This window comes from Variovorax sp. J22G73, assembly GCF_030317035.1.
Lineage (GTDB): Bacteria > Pseudomonadota > Gammaproteobacteria > Burkholderiales > Burkholderiaceae_C > Variovorax.
On sequence record NZ_JASZYK010000008.1, the window covers coordinates 101,481 to 117,390 of the forward strand.

16 protein-coding genes are annotated in these 15,910 nt (G+C 69.9%); 11 read left to right on the forward strand and 5 right to left on the reverse strand.

The window, feature by feature from the left end; genetic code table 11:
• The first annotated feature begins 75 nt into the window (after positions 1-75).
• From QTI51_RS25825 to QTI51_RS25845, 5 genes are all read left to right on the forward strand, one after another.
• Positions 76-720: an enolase-like domain-containing protein gene (locus tag QTI51_RS25825; RefSeq protein ID WP_286516556.1), complete on the forward strand. Its 645-nt coding sequence runs from the start codon at positions 76-78 to the stop codon at positions 718-720.
• Complete coding sequence (locus QTI51_RS25830; protein WP_286516558.1) at positions 699-1,274, forward strand: enolase C-terminal domain-like protein; 576 nt, start codon at positions 699-701, stop codon at positions 1,272-1,274. The genes QTI51_RS25825 and QTI51_RS25830 overlap by 22 nt, the downstream gene beginning before the upstream one ends.
• Positions 1,275-1,355: 81 nt before the next feature.
• Positions 1,356-2,324, forward strand: a complete 969-nt coding sequence (locus QTI51_RS25835; RefSeq protein ID WP_286516559.1) for a 2-hydroxyacid dehydrogenase — start codon at positions 1,356-1,358, stop codon at positions 2,322-2,324.
• 76 nt (positions 2,325-2,400) lie between these two features.
• Positions 2,401-3,432 carry a Bug family tripartite tricarboxylate transporter substrate binding protein gene (locus QTI51_RS25840; RefSeq protein WP_286516563.1) on the forward strand — a complete coding sequence of 344 codons (1,032 nt, stop codon included), beginning with the start codon at positions 2,401-2,403 and terminating at the stop codon, positions 3,430-3,432.
• A gap of 39 nt (positions 3,433-3,471) precedes the next feature.
• A complete protein-coding gene (locus QTI51_RS25845; RefSeq protein ID WP_286516564.1) occupies positions 3,472-4,203 on the forward strand; it encodes a FadR/GntR family transcriptional regulator in 732 nt (243 codons plus the stop codon).
• Between the two features lie 45 nt (positions 4,204-4,248).
• Here the strand turns inward: QTI51_RS25845 and QTI51_RS25850 are convergent, their stop codons facing one another.
• Positions 4,249-4,677 carry a VOC family protein gene (locus QTI51_RS25850; protein WP_286516566.1) on the reverse strand — a complete coding sequence of 143 codons (429 nt, stop codon included), beginning with the start codon at positions 4,675-4,677 and terminating at the stop codon, positions 4,249-4,251.
• Between the two features lie 118 nt (positions 4,678-4,795).
• Here QTI51_RS25850 and QTI51_RS25855 point away from each other — a divergent pair, with 118 nt between their 5' ends.
• The gene (locus QTI51_RS25855) at positions 4,796-5,377 is read left to right on the forward strand and encodes a TetR/AcrR family transcriptional regulator (RefSeq protein WP_286516568.1); all 582 of its coding nucleotides are present in this window, start codon (positions 4,796-4,798) and stop codon (positions 5,375-5,377) included.
• A 41-nt stretch (positions 5,378-5,418) separates the two neighbouring features.
• Here QTI51_RS25855 and tssF read toward each other — a convergent pair whose 3' ends face one another.
• Entirely contained in the window at positions 5,419-7,299 is a 1,881-nt protein-coding gene (gene tssF / locus QTI51_RS25860) for a type VI secretion system baseplate subunit TssF (RefSeq protein ID WP_286516569.1), read from the reverse strand.
• 98 nt (positions 7,300-7,397) lie between these two features.
• Entirely contained in the window at positions 7,398-7,916 is a 519-nt protein-coding gene (tssE, locus tag QTI51_RS25865) for a type VI secretion system baseplate subunit TssE (RefSeq protein WP_286516570.1), read from the reverse strand.
• A 585-nt stretch (positions 7,917-8,501) separates the two neighbouring features.
• Here tssE and QTI51_RS25870 point away from each other — a divergent pair.
• The 3 genes from QTI51_RS25870 to QTI51_RS25880 all read left to right on the forward strand — a co-directional run bounded on the left by QTI51_RS25870 (position 8,502) and on the right by QTI51_RS25880 (position 11,969).
• Positions 8,502-9,977 carry a DUF2868 domain-containing protein gene (locus QTI51_RS25870; RefSeq protein ID WP_286516572.1) on the forward strand — a complete coding sequence of 492 codons (1,476 nt, stop codon included), beginning with the start codon at positions 8,502-8,504 and terminating at the stop codon, positions 9,975-9,977.
• Complete coding sequence (locus QTI51_RS25875) at positions 9,974-11,440, forward strand: GTPase/DUF3482 domain-containing protein (RefSeq protein WP_286516573.1); 1,467 nt, start codon at positions 9,974-9,976, stop codon at positions 11,438-11,440. Before QTI51_RS25870 ends, QTI51_RS25875 begins: the two co-directional genes overlap by 4 nt.
• Before the next feature lie 175 nt (positions 11,441-11,615).
• Positions 11,616-11,969 carry a hypothetical protein gene (locus QTI51_RS25880; RefSeq protein WP_286516574.1) on the forward strand — a complete coding sequence of 118 codons (354 nt, stop codon included), beginning with the start codon at positions 11,616-11,618 and terminating at the stop codon, positions 11,967-11,969.
• Here QTI51_RS25880 and QTI51_RS25885 read toward each other — a convergent pair.
• Positions 11,966-12,208, reverse strand: a complete 243-nt coding sequence (locus QTI51_RS25885) for a hypothetical protein (RefSeq protein WP_286516576.1) — start codon at positions 12,206-12,208, stop codon at positions 11,966-11,968. The genes QTI51_RS25880 and QTI51_RS25885 overlap by 4 nt on opposite strands.
• 77 nt (positions 12,209-12,285) lie before the next feature.
• On the opposite strand from QTI51_RS25885, the gene QTI51_RS25890 reads away from it, so the two are divergent.
• Positions 12,286-13,089: a class I SAM-dependent methyltransferase gene (locus QTI51_RS25890; protein WP_286516578.1), complete on the forward strand. Its 804-nt coding sequence runs from the start codon at positions 12,286-12,288 to the stop codon at positions 13,087-13,089.
• Positions 13,090-13,175: 86 nt separating this feature from the next.
• Here the strand turns inward: QTI51_RS25890 and QTI51_RS25895 are convergent, their stop codons facing one another.
• Complete coding sequence (locus QTI51_RS25895; RefSeq protein ID WP_286516580.1) at positions 13,176-14,261, reverse strand: DMT family transporter; 1,086 nt, start codon at positions 14,259-14,261, stop codon at positions 13,176-13,178.
• Between the two features lie 189 nt (positions 14,262-14,450).
• On the opposite strand from QTI51_RS25895, the gene QTI51_RS25900 reads away from it, so the two are divergent.
• Entirely contained in the window at positions 14,451-15,896 is a 1,446-nt protein-coding gene (locus tag QTI51_RS25900) for a glycerophosphodiester phosphodiesterase family protein (protein ID WP_286516581.1), read from the forward strand.
• Positions 15,897-15,910: the final 14 nt, after the last annotated feature.

Here is a 15,910-nt window from a genome sequence, read left to right on the forward strand (position 1 = left end):
AAGACAATTCATTTCAGCACCAGAACCACTCACCCGAGGGAACTATCTTGGCAAAGATATAAAAAGCTGTAAATCATGTCTTTCATTCGCTGCCTGCGCACCTACCGCCTGCCGGAGCGGCCCAGCCTGATCTGGCTGGAGCTGGAAACGGCCGACGGCCTCGTCGGCCTCGGCGAGACCTTTCGCGGCGCGGCCTCGGTGGAAACCTGCCTGCACGAAGAGCTCGCGCCCTGGCTGCTGGGGCGCGACGCGCGGCACATCGAAGGCATTTCGCGCCACCTGCTCACACCCTACGTGGGCTACAACAGCTCGGGGGTGGAAGTGCGCTCGGCCAGCGCGGTCGACATCGCCCTTTGGGACCTGGCCGGCCAGCGCCAGGGCGTGCCCGTGCACGAGGCGCTGGGCGGCCTGGCGCGCCCCAGCGTGCCGGTCTACAACACCTGCGCGGGCTACGCCTTCAACACCAACGGCCAGCGCCGCGACATCGGCGCGCACGACGAGCCCCAGGGCCCCTATGACGACCAGGTGGCGTTCATGCGCGACGCCGGCGCGCTCGCCCGCAGCCTGCTCGACGAGGGCTACAAGGCCATGGGAAGATCTGGCCCTTCGACATCTACGCGCCTGCCAGCGGCGGCCAGCTCATCGGCCTGGCCGACCTCGACCGTGGCCTGGAGCCCTTTCGCAATATCCGCGAGGCCGTGGGCAACCGCATCGAGGTGATGTGCGAGCTGCACAGCCTGTTCGGCGGCCATTCGGCGCTGCGCATCTGCCAGGCGCTGGAGGAATTCGACGTGTTCTGGGTGGAAGACCCGCTGTGCAAGATGGACGACAGCGCCGGCCTTGCCGACCTGCGCCGCCGCACGCGGGTGCCGGTGTGCGGCAGCGAGACCCTGGGCGGCCTGCGCCCGTTTCGCGACCTGCTGGCCAACGACGCGCTCGACGTGGTCATGCTCGACCTGGCCTGGTGCGGCGGCTTCACCGAGGGCCGCAAGATCGCCGCGCTGGCGCAGGCCTACAACCGCCCGCTGGCGCCGCACGACTGCACCGGCCCGGTCACGCTGATGGCCGGGCTGCAGATGGCGCTGCACGCGCCCACGGCCATCTACCAGGAAGTGGTGCGCGCCACGCTGGCGACCTGGTACCGCGACATCGTCACCGAGCTGCCGGTGATCCGCGAGGGCATGGCCCAGCCGCCCGCGACACCCGGACTGGGCACGCGGCTGCAGGACGCCTTCAAGCAGCGGCCCGACCTTGTGGTGCGCGAGAGCCGATAGCCGATCACCGATCGCGCACTGCCCGCAAGCCGATACCGCGCGCCGCCGCCTCCTCCTTTTCAGAACACAAGGCTTTTTCCCATGCACATCCAGATCGTCGGGCTCCATGCGCCCCACGCGCCCCGCCTGCGCGCCCTGCTCGGCCCCGGGCACGAGGTCGAAGCGCTGCAGGCTTTCCCCGAGGCCGGCGCCATCGCCGCGGACGTGGTCATCGCCAACAGCGTGAGCGACAGCGAGGCCGCGCGCCTGCGCTGCCGACTGCTGCAGGTGCCCGGCGCGGGGTCGGAGGAGATCGCGATGCAGTCGCTGCCCGCGGGCACCACGGTGTGCAACGTGCACGGCCACGAGGTGCCGATTGCCGAGTTCGTGCTGCACGCCATCCTGGAGCATTCGCTGCGGCTGTGGCAGTACCCGCAGACACTGGACGCCGACGCCTGGGCACAGGCCTACGCGCAGCGCGCACCGCACGACGAGGCGCACGGCAAGACGGTTGCGATTTTGGGCTTCGGCCACATCGGGCAGGAAATCGCGCGCCGCGCGCGGGCCTGCGGCATGCACGTGATCGCGGTGACGCGCAGCGGCCGGCAAGCACCCGCGCTGGCCGAGCCCCTGGCCCACGAGTTCGTCGCGGTGTCGGCGCTCGACGAGGTGCTGCCGCGCGCGCAGGTGCTGGTGGTGTGCTGCCCGCTGGACGACAGCACGCGCGGGCTCATCGGCGCGCGCCAGCTGGCGCTGCTGCCCACGCAGGCGCTGCTGGTGAACGTGGCGCGCGCGGAGGTGGTCGACGAGCCCGCGCTGTACGAGGCGCTGCGCGACGGCCGCCTGGGGCGCGCGGTGCTCGACGTCTGGTACCGGTACCCGAAGAAGGGCCAGCCGCCGGTCGCCCCTTCGCGCTGGCCGCTGCACGCGCTGCCCAACGTGCGCGCCACGCCGCACATCTCGGCCATCACGCCCGCGCTGCTCGAGCGGCGCTACCGCTTCATGGCGGACAACATCGCGCGGCTTCGGCAGGGCGAGCCGCTGCGCAACGTGATCCACACGGCGCGCTGAGCGGCCGCCGCAGATTTCGCTCCTCGGCCATTCACGGCCCCGCGTTCCGGTCCACACACATCCAACGGAGACACCCATGAAAGCCGAGACATCGATTCCCCTGTTCGCTCCTGGCGCCCACCGCACCAAGGCCCGGCGCGCCCTGCTGGGCATGGCCGCGGCCTCTCTGCTGGCCGGCGCCTGCCTGCCGGCCCGCGCGCAGGACGCGGCGGCCAGCTACCCCACCAAGATGATCCGCATCGTGGTGCCGAACCCGCCCGGCGGCACCTCCGACGTGCTGGGCCGCCTGCTGGCCAAGGAACTGGGCGAGATGTTCAAGCAGCCCGTCATCGTGGAGAACAAGGCCGGCGGCAACGGGCACATCGGCGCGGCCTTCGTGGCCAAGTCGGCGCCCGACGGCTACAACCTGCTGCTGCTCGACATGAGCGTGCTCACCATCGGCCCGAGCGTAGTGCCGCAGCTGAGCTACAACCCCGAGAAAGACCTGGTGCCCATCGCGATTCCGGCCTATTCGCCGCACCTGCTGGTCGTTCGCAAGGACCTGCCCGTGAAGACCATCGACGAACTCGCCGCCTACGCCAAGAAGAGCGGCAAGCCCGTGAGCTTCGGCACGCCGCTCGCGTCCATCAGCCAGCTCGCGGGCATCCTGCTGGCGCAGGACCGCGGCTTGGCGTTCAACGTGATCGGCTACAAGGGCGGCTCGCAGGCGCTGGCCGACCTGGCGGGCGGGCAGATCGACAGCGCCATGGCGAGCGTGGTCGCCACCAACGCGCTGGTGCAGGGCGGCAAGGTCAACGCCATCGCGGTCACCAGCGCCAAGCCCTTCGCGGCCACGCCGGGCGTGCCGACCGTCGCCTCGCAGATTCCCGACTTCGTCACCGGTTCATGGCAGGGCCTGCTGGCGCCCGGCAACACGCCGCCCGCCGTGCTCGACAAGCTGCAGGCGGCCGTGCAGCACGTCGTGGCGCAACCCGGCTTCGCCAAGCGCCTGCAGGAGCTGGGCTCCGAGCCTTCGCCCATGACGCGCCAGCAGATCTCGCAGTGGATGCACACCGAGACGCAGCGCTGGGGCAAGGTGGTGAAGGACAACAACATCAAGGCCGAATAGCGGCCGGCAAACAGCCTGCACCCCCGAACTGCGCCGCCCATGAAGCTGCTCGACCCGACACGCCCGCGCAGCCTGAGCGCCGGCATCGCCGACGCGCTGAACCAGCGCATCCGGGTCGGCCCGCTGCGCGCGGGCGACCAGCTGCCGACCGAGGCGGCGATCATGCGCGAGTTCGGCGTGAGCCGAACCGTGGTGCGCGAGGCGCTGTCGAAGCTGCAGGCGGCGGGCGTGGTCCGGGCGCAGCGCGGCGTCGGCAGCTTCGTCACCGGCGCGTCGCGGGCCCGGGCGTTTCGTGTCGACAGCGGCCCGGACGACAGCCTGCCGCAGGCCGTGGCGCTGATCGAACTGCGCATCGGGCTGGAAACCGAAGCCGCCGCGCTGGCGGCGCAACGGCGCAGCGCGAGCGGCCTGGCGTCGCTGAAGCGCGCGCTCGATGCCATCGACACCGCGAAGGCACAGCACGTGGACACCGCCTTCGCCGACTTTCAGTTCCACCTCGAGATTGCGCGCGCCTCGCAGAGCCCGCACTTCGCGGCGGTGCTCGAGGCGCTGGGCCCGCGCTGCGTTCCCACGGCCTTGCTGGTTGCGGCAGGTCGTGCCACGCAGGGCGCGCTGTGGACGAAGCAGGTGGCCGACGAGCACCGGGACATCTTCGAGGCCATCTCGCGGCAAGACGCGGACGCCGCGCGGGCCGCCATGCGGCTGCACCTGACGAACGGGCGGGAGCGCCGGCGGGCCTGCGAGTTGCCGCGGCGCGCAGCGGAACGCTGAGCGGCACCGCGGCCTTTGAATCAACGCGGGCCGCGCCGCGTCACGTCACGTGGGCAGCGCGCCGGCCTCGTACTGCGCGGCGAACTCCGCGCTCGGCGCGATCGGCTTGACGATGTCGATCAGCACGCCGTTCGGGTCGCGCGTGATGAAGTGGCGCTGGCCGAAAGCCTCGTCGCGCAATGAAAGAAGAATGGGCAGGCCGGCCGCCGCGAGCCGGTCGTGCACCGCATCGACGTCTTCCACCTCGAAGTTCAGCAGCAGGCCGGCCACGGTCTGGCCGCGTGCCGGCTCGGGAATGGTCTCGTGGCTGCCTTGGAGCACGGCGAGGTTCACCGAGGGCTCGCCGGCCAGCTGCAGGTGCACATACCAGTCGCTCGTGAACAGCGGCACGAAGCCGAAATGAGAGCGGTAGAAATCGGCGGTGGCCGCGACGGCGGCGGTCATGACGACGGGGTAGTAGCTCGTGACTTTCATGGTGCGTCCTTTCAAACAAACAAGACAACGTACGAAGCCGAAACACAACACGCAAACATACAGGCTGTACGTACGTTAAATACTAACCTACAGACAGCCTGCATGTAAATTACGCCGCATGGCCACCAACCGCGAACGCACCGAAACCACCCAGCTGGCCTTGCTCGAAGCCGCCCGCGCGCTCTTCGTCGGCAAAGGCTATGGCGACACCTCCACTCCCGAGATTGCCGTGGCCGCGGGCATCACCCGCGGCGCGCTGTACCACCACTTCGCGGACAAGCGCGACCTGTTCCGCCAGGTGCTGCTGCGCGAGGCGGTTGCCGTGGCCGCCGACATCGAGGCCGCCACGCCCGAGCGACTGGGCCCGCGCGAGGCCCTGCTGCAAGGTGCCGATGCCTACCTGGACGCCATGACCGTGCCGGGCCGCACGCGGCTGCTGCTGGTCGACGGACCGGCCGTGCTGGGCATGGCCGAGGTCATGGCCATGGACGACGCCAACGCCGCGCATTCACTGCGCCAGGGCCTGCAGCGCGCCGGCATGGGGCGCGGCGAAGTGGCTGTCGATGCGCTGTCGCAGTTGCTATCGGCTGCCTTCGACCGCGCCGCGCTGGAGATCGATGCGGGCGCCGACGCGAAGGAGGTGCGCGCGGCGATGCGCTGGCTGATCGAGCAGGCGCTGGGGCCCGTCAAAAAGCGCTGAAGCGCTGGAGGACTGAGGGCTGTAGCAAGGGGGGCTTCGCCTCAGACGATGCCCCGCCAGCCCATGCGCACCGGCCACTTCGCCACCGTGCCGCGCTGCATCGATTCGATCACCGTCTGCGTGAACACGTTGATGCTCACGTGCCGCGCCAGGTAGTGCTCCAGCACCAGCCCCAACAGGTAGGGGCGGGTGCCCGAAAAGCCCTCTTCGTCGACCCGCAGCGTGCACTGCACGCCGCGCCCGTAGATGAGCGGCCCCGCGCCCGGCAGCCGGCGCGTGACGGGTTCGATGCGCGAGCCGACCAGGCTGTCGATCTGGCGGGCCAGCACGTCGTTGTCGGCGGTGACGAACAGGCGCAGCATGTCGCGCAGCGCCTGCGCGCCCTCGCGGTGCGGCATGTCGGCCAGCGGCGGGTGGTTGAAACCGAGCTGGCGTATCAGCCGCCACGCGATCTCGCGCTGCGCGAACGGCGACTTGGGCGTGCTCGGCGGGCGAATGAGCCCCACCGCCGACACCGGCACCGAGTCGGACACGGCCAGGTCCGAATGCCCGTTGCGCGGCACCAGGCAAGGCAGGTCGCGGTTGGTGAGCAGCGCCTTCACCGACAGGTAGCGCAGGCTCTCGGGGTACGGCGCCTCGTGCTGGTCGACCAGCGACAGGAACACCTCGGTGCCGATGTACGGCGTGCGCGTGCCGTACTTGCGCGCGTTGGCCGACGCCAGGCGCGGCTCGCGGCGTACCGAGAAGTAGCGGCCGTGGTTGCCCTCGTCTTCGTTCAGCGTCTGGTACAGCGGACGAAACTCCAGCTCGGCCGTGGTCTGCGCCTGCTGGCCCGCGATGCGCTTGACCGAATACACCTCGAAATCGAGCGGCCGCGAGCGGTCGGGCACCAGGTGGAATTCGGGCTGGGCTTCGTCGAGCTCGATGCGGTCGGTGCGCCGCTCGAACAGGTTGACCACCGGCGTGCTGAACAGCGCGAACTGCCCCGCGTCGACCAGCGCACCCAGCGCCCCCGGCGGCTTGCCCAGCAGCACGACGATTTCCACCTCCTTGCCCTGCACCCGCGCCAGGCCCGGCGCCAGCTGCGTGAGCGCGAAGAAGTAGAAGCGCTCGGGGCACGCGAAGTACTCGTGCAGCAGGTTGTGGCCGTGAAAGGTGTTCCATTCGAGCGGCAACAGCCCTTCACCAGGCGCCAGGCCTTCGTGCACCAGCGCACCCTCGGTCACCACGTGCGGCCGGTCGGCCAGCTTGCCGGGCTCGCCGACGAAGGTGGCCACGGCCGAGGTGTGCAGCAGCTCGAACAGGTGCGAAGCCACCTGCTCGTTGCCGCGCAGGTAGATGGGCAGGCGGTCGAGCCCCGCCAGCGCCGCGAAGTTCATCTCGCCGACGATGCGCAACCGCAGCCGCAGCGCGCCCGTCACCTGCACATGCGGCGGCAGGTAGCGCTCCAGCGCGGGAATGTCGGGCAGCGCGCCGGTCAGGCGGGCGTCGGCAATTTCAAAGGGCCACAGCGTCACGTCCTGGCTGGAGCGGAACTCGCACGGCGTTTCCTCGCCGGCCGGCACGCGCGCATGAAAGGCGGTGCCGCGCGGCACCACGAAGCCGCGGGTGAAGTCGCCTTCCTTCACGCTGGGGTGCAGCTGCGCCACGGCCATCGAGGGCGTGGGGCGCAGGTAGTTGGGGTAGAGCACCTCGAGCAGCCGCTGCGCGAAGCGCGGAAACTCCGCGTCCAGCTTGATCTGCATGCGCGCCGACAGAAAGCTGAACGACTCGATGAGCCGCTCCACATACGGGTCGGCCACCTCGATGCCGTGCATGCCCAGGCGGCGCGCGATCTTCGGGTGCGCGCTGGCGAACTCGCTCGCCGCCTCGCGCATGTAGACCAGCTCTTTGTTGTAGTAGTCGAGGAGTAGCGGGTCCATGGGGGTGAGGCGTCCTGAAACGGGTGAAAGGAAATTGAAAGCAAGCGAGCGAGGAAAGAAGGGTGGTGTCGACGGAGCCCGGCACGGCCGGGGAGGGTTCAGCGCGCCGCGTGCAGCACGCTCATGCGGTTCGTTTCCAGGTCGACCGCGCTCTGCACCGTGAACTCCAGCGGATAGGGCCGCAGGTCGATCAGCGCGCGAATCTCGAACAGCAGCACGTTGCAGCCCTGCGCCGCGCCCTCTTCCTTCGTGAGCGGCACCACCGAGAGCGTCTGCGGCATCAGGCGCGGCTCGTAGTCGAGCACGGCGCGGCGAATGATGCGTTCGATGTCGGCCCACTTGCGCTCCGACAGGTAGCTGCCCGCCAGCGGCGGCACGCCGAAGTTGACGGTCGACGAAGCCGCCTGCGCGTGGCGCTTGCGGTCGATCAGGTCTTCGGCATTGGTGGTGTTCAGCAACAAGGCCAGGTCGCGCTGCAGGATGTCGCGCATCTGCGCAGGTGTCACGGTGTAGTCCGAAGGCTGCTCCAAGGTGCGGCTGGAGGCCTCGTCGCGCAGCCGGTCGGACAGCGTGGGCAGCAGGTGCGCATTGACGCGCAGGGGCTGGGCGTTGGGCATGCGCGGCAGGCGGGCGCCGGGGTGGGCAGGGTGAACAGAGTAAACAGGGTGGACGGAAGGCGCGTGGGGTGGCATGGGAAGACCCTGGCAGGCATGGCGAAGGAGGGCCAGAGTCTTGCGTCGTGCGTGGTTGCCCATTGCAAACAATGGTCACATCCGCGGCGCCTCGAAAGGGAAAGGCAGGCACGGCGCAGAAATGCCGTGGTCACCCTGACGCGTTCGCTTCGCGAGTCCTACACCACACGCCGCTGCTTGCCGACAGTCAAGAAGCCCCCATGCGGCGAAGCTGAATACATATTCAACACACAGGAGCCTTCGCGTGAATTCCATCATCTACATCGTCGGTCTGGTCGTGGTCGTTGTCGCGGTGCTTTCGTTCTTCGGCCTTCGCTGAGACTGGGCACGCGCCGCCTCCATTTGTTCCCCTTGCGAACGGGGCCGCTTGCGGCCCCGTTTCTCATGGGCGCGCCGGGTGGAGAGCCCCGAGGGCCGCAAGGCGTCGCCGGCATGAATAGCGGGCGTACGTGCCGGGCATAATTTGCGCGCCCCGCCGCCGCGCGGACACTCACCAGCAAAGGGACCCTGTTGACCAACACCGCGACCGCGCTGCAAGAACCCAAGACACCCGAGACACCCGAGACGCCAGCTGCATTCGCCGCGACCGCCGCACCCGCCTTCCACGATGCGGTCATCAGCGAGGCGATCCGCTGGACCGAACAGAGCGGCCCGCTCGACGACGCCCAGGCGATGCGCACCGCCGCCTCGCGCACCCCCTACATCCACGCCCAGGTCACGGAACGCGCTTTGCAGCTCGGCGAACGCATCGGTCTCCAGCCTGAACTGCAACGTGCCCGGCAATGGGCGCCGTGGGTGCTGCTGGCGATGGTCGCGCTCATCGTGCTGACGGGCCTCGGCCTCGCAGGCAACGTGGTCGGCGGCGGCGAGCGCCATATCAACGTGATCGTCGCGCTGGTCAGCCTGCTGGGGCTGCATGCGCTCACGCTGCTGCTGTGGCTCGTCGGCCTGTGGCTGCCGCTGGGCTTTTTCGGCAGCGCGTCGCTCGGCTGGATCTGGCTGTCGCTCACCGCGCGCGTCGCGGGTGGCAAGCGGGGCCAGGCGCCGGTGCTGCTGCGCGCGGCCACCGGCCTGCTTTCGCGCGCGCGGCTGCTGCCCTGGGCTTTCGGGCTGGTGAGCCATGGCATCTGGTCGCTGTCGTTCGCGGTTGTTCTGGCGGCCATGCTGTTCGCGCTCGCGTTCCGCAGCTACACGCTGAGCTGGGAAACGACGATCCTCGATCCGGCCTTCTTCGTGCAGGCCGTGCACACGCTGGGCTGGGCGCCCGCGAAGCTCGGCTTCCCCGTGCCCGACGCGGCCACCGTGCTGGCCACCGCGCCCGGCGCCGCCAGCGCGGGCGGGCAGCGCACCTGGGCGCTGTGGCTCACCGGATGCATCGTGGTGTACGGCCTGATGCCGCGCGTGGCGCTGGCGCTGTGGAGCGCGGCCGTGTGGCGCAGCCGGCGCCGCGCGCTGCAGCCCGACTGGAGCGCGCCCTACTACCGCAAGCTGCTCGCCCGCTTCGCCGCGATGGCACCGGCAGCCATCGTCGATGCCGACCCCGGCCGCGCGCACGACGCCACGCCCACCGGCCTGCCGGATGCGCAGCTGCAGGACGTGGTGTTCGTCGTCGGTTTCGAACTGCCGCCCAGCACCCCGGACACGCCCTGGCCGCCCGCCGAATTGGCCGCCCTCCCCACAATCCAGGTCCAGCGCATCGACGGCAGCGCGCCGTCACGCCGCGCGTTGCTCGACCAGCTGGCACACATCCACCCGCGCACCGTGCTGCTGGTGTGCCATGCCGCATCGAGCCCCGACCGCGGCACGGAGCGCTTCCTGCGCGAAGTGCTGGCGCATTGCGGCGAATGCCGCCTCTGGCTGACCGGCGCGCCCCAGGCTGCGGCCACGCAGCGCTGGCGCGACTGGCTGCACGGCACCGGCCTGCAACGCGTGACAGCTAGCGAGCACCTGGCCACCGCCCTGCGCGACACCGCGCCCGTGCCATGAGCGCGCAGCCCATCCGCATCGCCGTCGTCGGCCACACCAACGCGGGCAAGACATCGCTGCTGCGCACGCTCACGCGGCGCGTGCATTTCGGCGAAGTGTCCGACCGGCCCGGCACCACGCGCCATGTCGAGTCGGCCGACCTCGAGGTGAACGGCGCGGTCGCGGTGCGCTTCTTCGACACGCCGGGGCTGGAAGACGCCGTCGCGCTGCGCGAGCACCTCGCCGCCTTCGACACGCAGGCTGCGCATCCCACACAGGCCACGCCGCCCGAGCGCATCCGCCGCTTCCTGCAGGGCCCCGAGGCCCACGGCGTGTTCGAGCAGGAGGCCAAGGTGCTGCGCACCATGCTCGACATCGACGCCGCCTTCCTCGTGATCGACGTGCGCGAACCGGTGCTGCCCAAGTTCCGCGACGAGATCGAGCTGCTCAACTCCTGCGCGCGCCCGGTGCTGCCGGTGCTCAACTTCGTGCGCGACACCACCAGCCGCGAGCCCGCGTGGAGGGAGCTGCTGTCGGCCTACGGCCTGCACGTGCAGGTGCGTTTCGACGCGGCCGCTCCCTTCGTCGGCGCCGAACAAGACCTGTACAACGACCTGGCCACGCTGCTGCGCGAGCGCCGCGAGCTGCTGCGCGGCGTGGTCGACGCGCTGGCCGCCGAGGCGGCACTGCGCCGCCAGTCGGCCTGCGCGCGCATCGCCGAGCTGCTGGTCGATGCCGCCGCGGTGCGCCGCACCGTGTCGGCCACCGAGTTCGCCGACACCGCGCGGCGCAACGCGCTGGTCGCGGCCTTGCAGAAGGCCGTGTTCGACAAGGCCCAGCGCTGTACCGACGACCTGCTCGCGCTCTACGGCTTTCGCCAGGGCGACGCCGACGAGGCCCCGCTGCAGGCCATCGCAGGCCGCTGGACGCTGGACTTCTTCAGCCCCGAGGCCATGAAGGACGCGGGCCTGCGCCTGGGCAAGGGCGCGGTCATCGGCGCGGCCGTGGGCGTGGTGGCCGACCTGGCGGTGGCCGGCATCTCGCTCGGTGCGGGCGCGGCGCTGGGCGGCGCCATCGGCGGTGCGGTGTCGCAAGGCTGGGGCCCGCTGGGCCGCAAGATTGCGAACAAGCTGCGCGACATGCACGAGCTCACCGTGGAAGACGCGGTGCTGTTCGCGATGACCACATGGCAGCTGCAGCTCGCGCAGGCGCTGGAGCGTCGCGGCCATGCGGCCACGCAGCGCATCAACGCGGAGGCAACCGCGAACGCATCCGCCAACGGCGATGCGCAGGCCCGAGCCGATGCGACGACCAGCGCCGCGGCCGCCGCCGTGCGCGGCGCGCAGCCGTCGCGCAACCATCCCGACTGGGAGGCCGCCGCCGGCAGCGTCGCGGGGCGCATGTTCTGGCGGCCGTCGCCGCAGCGCGAGGCGCTCGTGGCCGACCTGTCGCACGCGCTGCTGCGCGCTTTCGAGCCCGCCTGAAAGCCCTTTCAGGGCGGTTTGCGAGCGGATTTCAAGCGGCTTTAGAGCGGTTTTAGAGCGGCGCGGCACAAGGCTTCGCTTGCACCCGAAGTTGGTTCGCTCCTACGTCGACGGCGTTCGTCGCGCGCCAACGTGCGCCCGATGTGCACAGGCGAACCCATCGAAAGGAGCACCCATGGCCGTCGAATGCAAACTGCTGTCCACCCCGCTGATCGGTCGCATCTGGGAAGGCCGAACACCCATCGCGCGCGCCGACGAGTACCTGCGCTACAGCGTCGAGCACGGCATCACCGAGATCGCGAAGAAGCCCGACTGCCTCGGCGTGCAGTACTTTCGCAAGCTCAAGGGCGACACCGCCGAGTTCCGCACCGTGTCGTTCTGGCGCTCCATGGAAGAGATGCAGGCCATGCACGCCACGCGCGGCGATCCACGGCGCGTGGCGCCGCTGGCGCGGGACGCTGAGTTTCTGATCGAGCTGCCCGAGTTCGTCGACATCGTCGAAGTGCACGTCAACAGCTTCGGGCGCTAACGCTTGCGGCGTCGGCGCCACGCGCGGGCCAGCAATGCCACGGCCAGCAGCAGGCAGCCGAAGGCGGGCAATGCCCAAGCGAAGCCGCTTGTGGTGTAGACCGTCTGCGTGTCTGCGTCGTAGTAGCGGCCCAGTTCGTTGAAGTCCCAGCGAAGGTAGCGCTCATACCAGGCCCAGAAGAAGAAGGCTGATGCCGCGAGGGACGCGATGAAGGCGATGGCTGGAATGTGCTTGAACATGGTGCGTGGCGCGTATTGTCGGCCGCTGCCCTCGGGCGCCGACCGGTACCATGCCAGGCCACTCGCACACTCGCCTCATGACTGACTTCTACGACGACCTCGCGCCGCTCTATCACCTGATCTACCCCGACTGGAACCAGAGCGTCGCCGCGCAGGGTGAGAAGCTCGCGCGCCTCATCGACAGCGAATGGCCCGCCGCCGACGGCCAAGACCAACGCCACGGCGTGCCGCGCAAGGTGCTCGACGTGTCCTGCGGCATCGGCACGCAGGCGCTGGGCCTCGCGGCGCTCGGCCATGCGGTCACGGCGTCGGACCTGTCCGCCCGCGAGGTCGAGCGCGCGCGCCACGAGGCGCGCGAGCGCGGCCTCGACATCGCCTTCTCGGTGGCCGACATGCGCGAGGCGCACACGCACCACGGCGGCGGCTTCGACATCGTGATGTCATGCGACAACTCGATGCCGCACCTGCAGACCGACGACGACCTGCTCACGGCCCTGCGCCAGATGGCCGCCTGCCTGCGCCCCGGCGGCGGTTGCGTGGTGAGCGTGCGCGACTACGCGCAGGAGCCGCGTGGCACCAACCTCGTGAAGCACTACGGCGCGCGCGTAGAAGACAGGCAGCGGCACGTGCTGTTCCAGGTGTGGGACTTCGACGACGAAGGCCGCGGCGCGCACTATGACCTGGGCTTCTTCTTCGTCACCGAAGACCTCGCGACGCAAGCCGTGCGCACGCGCGTGATGCGCTCGCGGTACTACGCCATCTCGACCACACGGCTGTGCGAGCTGATGCGCGAGGCCGGGCTGGTGGACGTGCGGCGCATCGACGATGCGTTCTTTCAGCCGGTGCTGGTGGGAACGCGCCCGGTATCGCCGGCGGCCTGACCGCTACAACGTCAGCGTACCGTCGACGCAGGTGACGCGCGCTGGCCCAGCGCGCGCAGCTGTAGCGCCGGAGCACCACACAGGCCTCAGTGCGTGTGCGCGTGGTGCGCGTCCGGCACGTGCGCATGCGCATGGCGCAACGGCAGGTGCCGGTGCGCATGGCTGTGCTCGCCGGCGGGCATCGGGTCGTGACTGTGATCGTGGTGGCCGTCGTCGTGGCGGTGCGCGTGTTCGTGCTCCATCAGTTCGTGGTCGTGCGCGTGGCCGTGCGACTCGGCCAGGTGCAGCACCACGCCAGCCAGCATCAGCACGCCCCCCACGGCCATGCCCACGCTCAAGGCACGCTCCCCCAGCCCGATGGCCACCAGCGCGCCGATGAAGGGCGCGAAGGCGAACACCGAACCCGTGCGCGCCGCACCGAAGGCCCGTTGCGCAAGCAGGTAGAGCCGCAGGCTCAGGCCGTATCCGCAGGCACCGATCACCCACAGCGCCAGCGCCGCCGGCACATGCGGCAGCGGCTCGCCGGCCAGCAGCGCCAGCACCAGTGTGGCGCCCGCGCCCAGCGCGGACTTGCCGAGCACCACCTGGCCCGGATCGCGCTCGGCCAGCGCGCGCGACAAGGTGTTGTCGATGCCCCAGGCGGCGGTGGCCGCCAGCACGGCGAGCAGCCCCACCAGTTGCACGCCGCCGCTCAGTCCGCGGTCGACCACCAGCACCAGGCCGCCCGCGAGCAGCAACAGCATCGCGGCCGCCACGCGCCGGTCCATCACCTCGCGGTACAGCGTGCGCGCCAGCACGGCGGTGAAGAGGGCTTCCAGCGCGAGCATCAGCGAGGCGCTGGTGCCGCTGGTGTGCTGCAGGCCCCATGCAAGCGCGACCGGCCCGACGACGGCCCCGAACAGAGCCATGCACCACAACCGCTTCAGGTCGGCGCGGCGCACGGCGGCTTCGCGCTCCACGGGCCTGCGCAGCCAGGCGCCCATGCAGGCGGCACCGGCATAGAGCAGCGCCGCCGTGGTGAAGGCGCCCAGGCCTTCGCCGGCGCGCTGCACCAGCGGCGTGCTAATGCCGAAGAGGGCCGCGGCGAGCAGGGCCAGCAGGCCGCCCCTCAATGCGGGCAAGGCATGCAATGCACGCAATGCATGCGAGGTGGGCAAGCGAGGAAGCGGCATGGCATCGATCTCGAAAAGTCGGCGGGCCCGGCGAAGGGTCGGCAAAAGGGCGGCAAGGAGCGGCAAAGGGGCGGGTTCGTGATTCTGCGACGCCGCTGCGGTCACCGTCCCGTCATGGGCCAAACCTAGCATCCGGCGGCTTTCGATCTCCTTCCGATCTTTGTCTTTACAACCACTCCAAGAACGCACATGACCAAGAAGAGCACCCCGGCACCCGCCCCCCGCCCCGTTCGCGCTGCCTTCGCCGCGCTCGGTGGCTGCCTCGTGATCGCCGCCTGTGGCGGCGGTAACGGCAATGGCAACGGCATCGTATTCCCTGTGCTGCCGCCCGCACCGGCCCCCGCGCCCGCGCCGGCCCCCATGCCTTCGCCGCTGGGAACGCTCGACGGCTCGGTGCCCCTGGTCATCGGCCACCGTGGCCTGCCGGGCCTGTATCCGGAAGAAACAAAAGCATCGTACGAAGCCGCGGCCGACGCCGGCGCCGATTCGCTGGAGACCGACCTGCACCTCACGAAGGACTGCGTGCTCGTCGCCCGCCACAACCCCTGGCTCAGCGACAACACCAACGTGGTCGACGTCGCCAAGACCAACGCCACCGTCGCCGGCCGCAAGCGCACCGTGCCGCCGGTGCTGGTCGACGTGAAGTACCCGCCCATCGCCGCCAACGGCCCGGCCAAGTACAACAGCGACCTGACCGACCCGGCCGATCCGAAATCGGTGCTGAAGTCGCTCGTGGTCGACGGCGAGGACCACACCAACGACTGGTCCATCACCGACTTCACCATGGACGAGCTGCGCCAGTGGATCCGCGGCACCACCTACGACGCCAAGGACCAGCGCCCCACCGACCTGAACGGCAAGCTGCCGATCCTGAGCTTCCAGGAGGTCATCGACATCGCCAAGGCCAAGAGCGCCTCCACCGGCCGCGCGCTCACGGTGTACCCGGAGACGAAGAACCCGATCTGGAACAACGCGCAGGCCATTGCCAACGGTTGCGGCCCGGTGGGCAGCCACCCGCTGGAAGACGCGCTGCTCAAGATCATGAATTTCAACGACCTCAACCGCAAGGACGCGCCGATCTTCGTGCAGAGCTTCGAGCCCGAGAGCCTGAAGTACCTGCGCTCGGCCGGCCTGAAGGCGCGCGCGGTGCAGCTGGTGGACGGCAACGACGTCAACTACCAGACCGGCGAGATGATCTACGTGACCAACGACGTCTATACCTTCGTCGACGGCCGCCCCTACAGCTGGACGCTGGCCGGCAACCCGAAGTTCTTCGGCGAGATGCTCACGCCGGCCGGCCTGGCCGAGGTGAAGACCTATGCCGACGGCATCGGCCCGTGGAAGCCGCAGGTCATGCTGCACACCATCGTGCCCTTCGCCACGCCCAACAAGGGCCTGGCCGACGTGAACACCATCAAGCCCACCGCGCTGATCGCCGACGCGCACAAGGCCGGCCTGTTCGTGCACAGCTACACCTTCCGCAACGAGGCAAAGTACCTGGCCGGCGTGTACAAGGGCGACCCGACGCCCGAGTACCTGGCTTACTTCCGCGCCGGCATCGACGGCGTGTTCTCCGACTTTGCGAACACCGCCTTCGCCGCGCGCCAGGCCTACCTGAAGGAAACCGGCCGCTGACAGGCGGGCGGGCG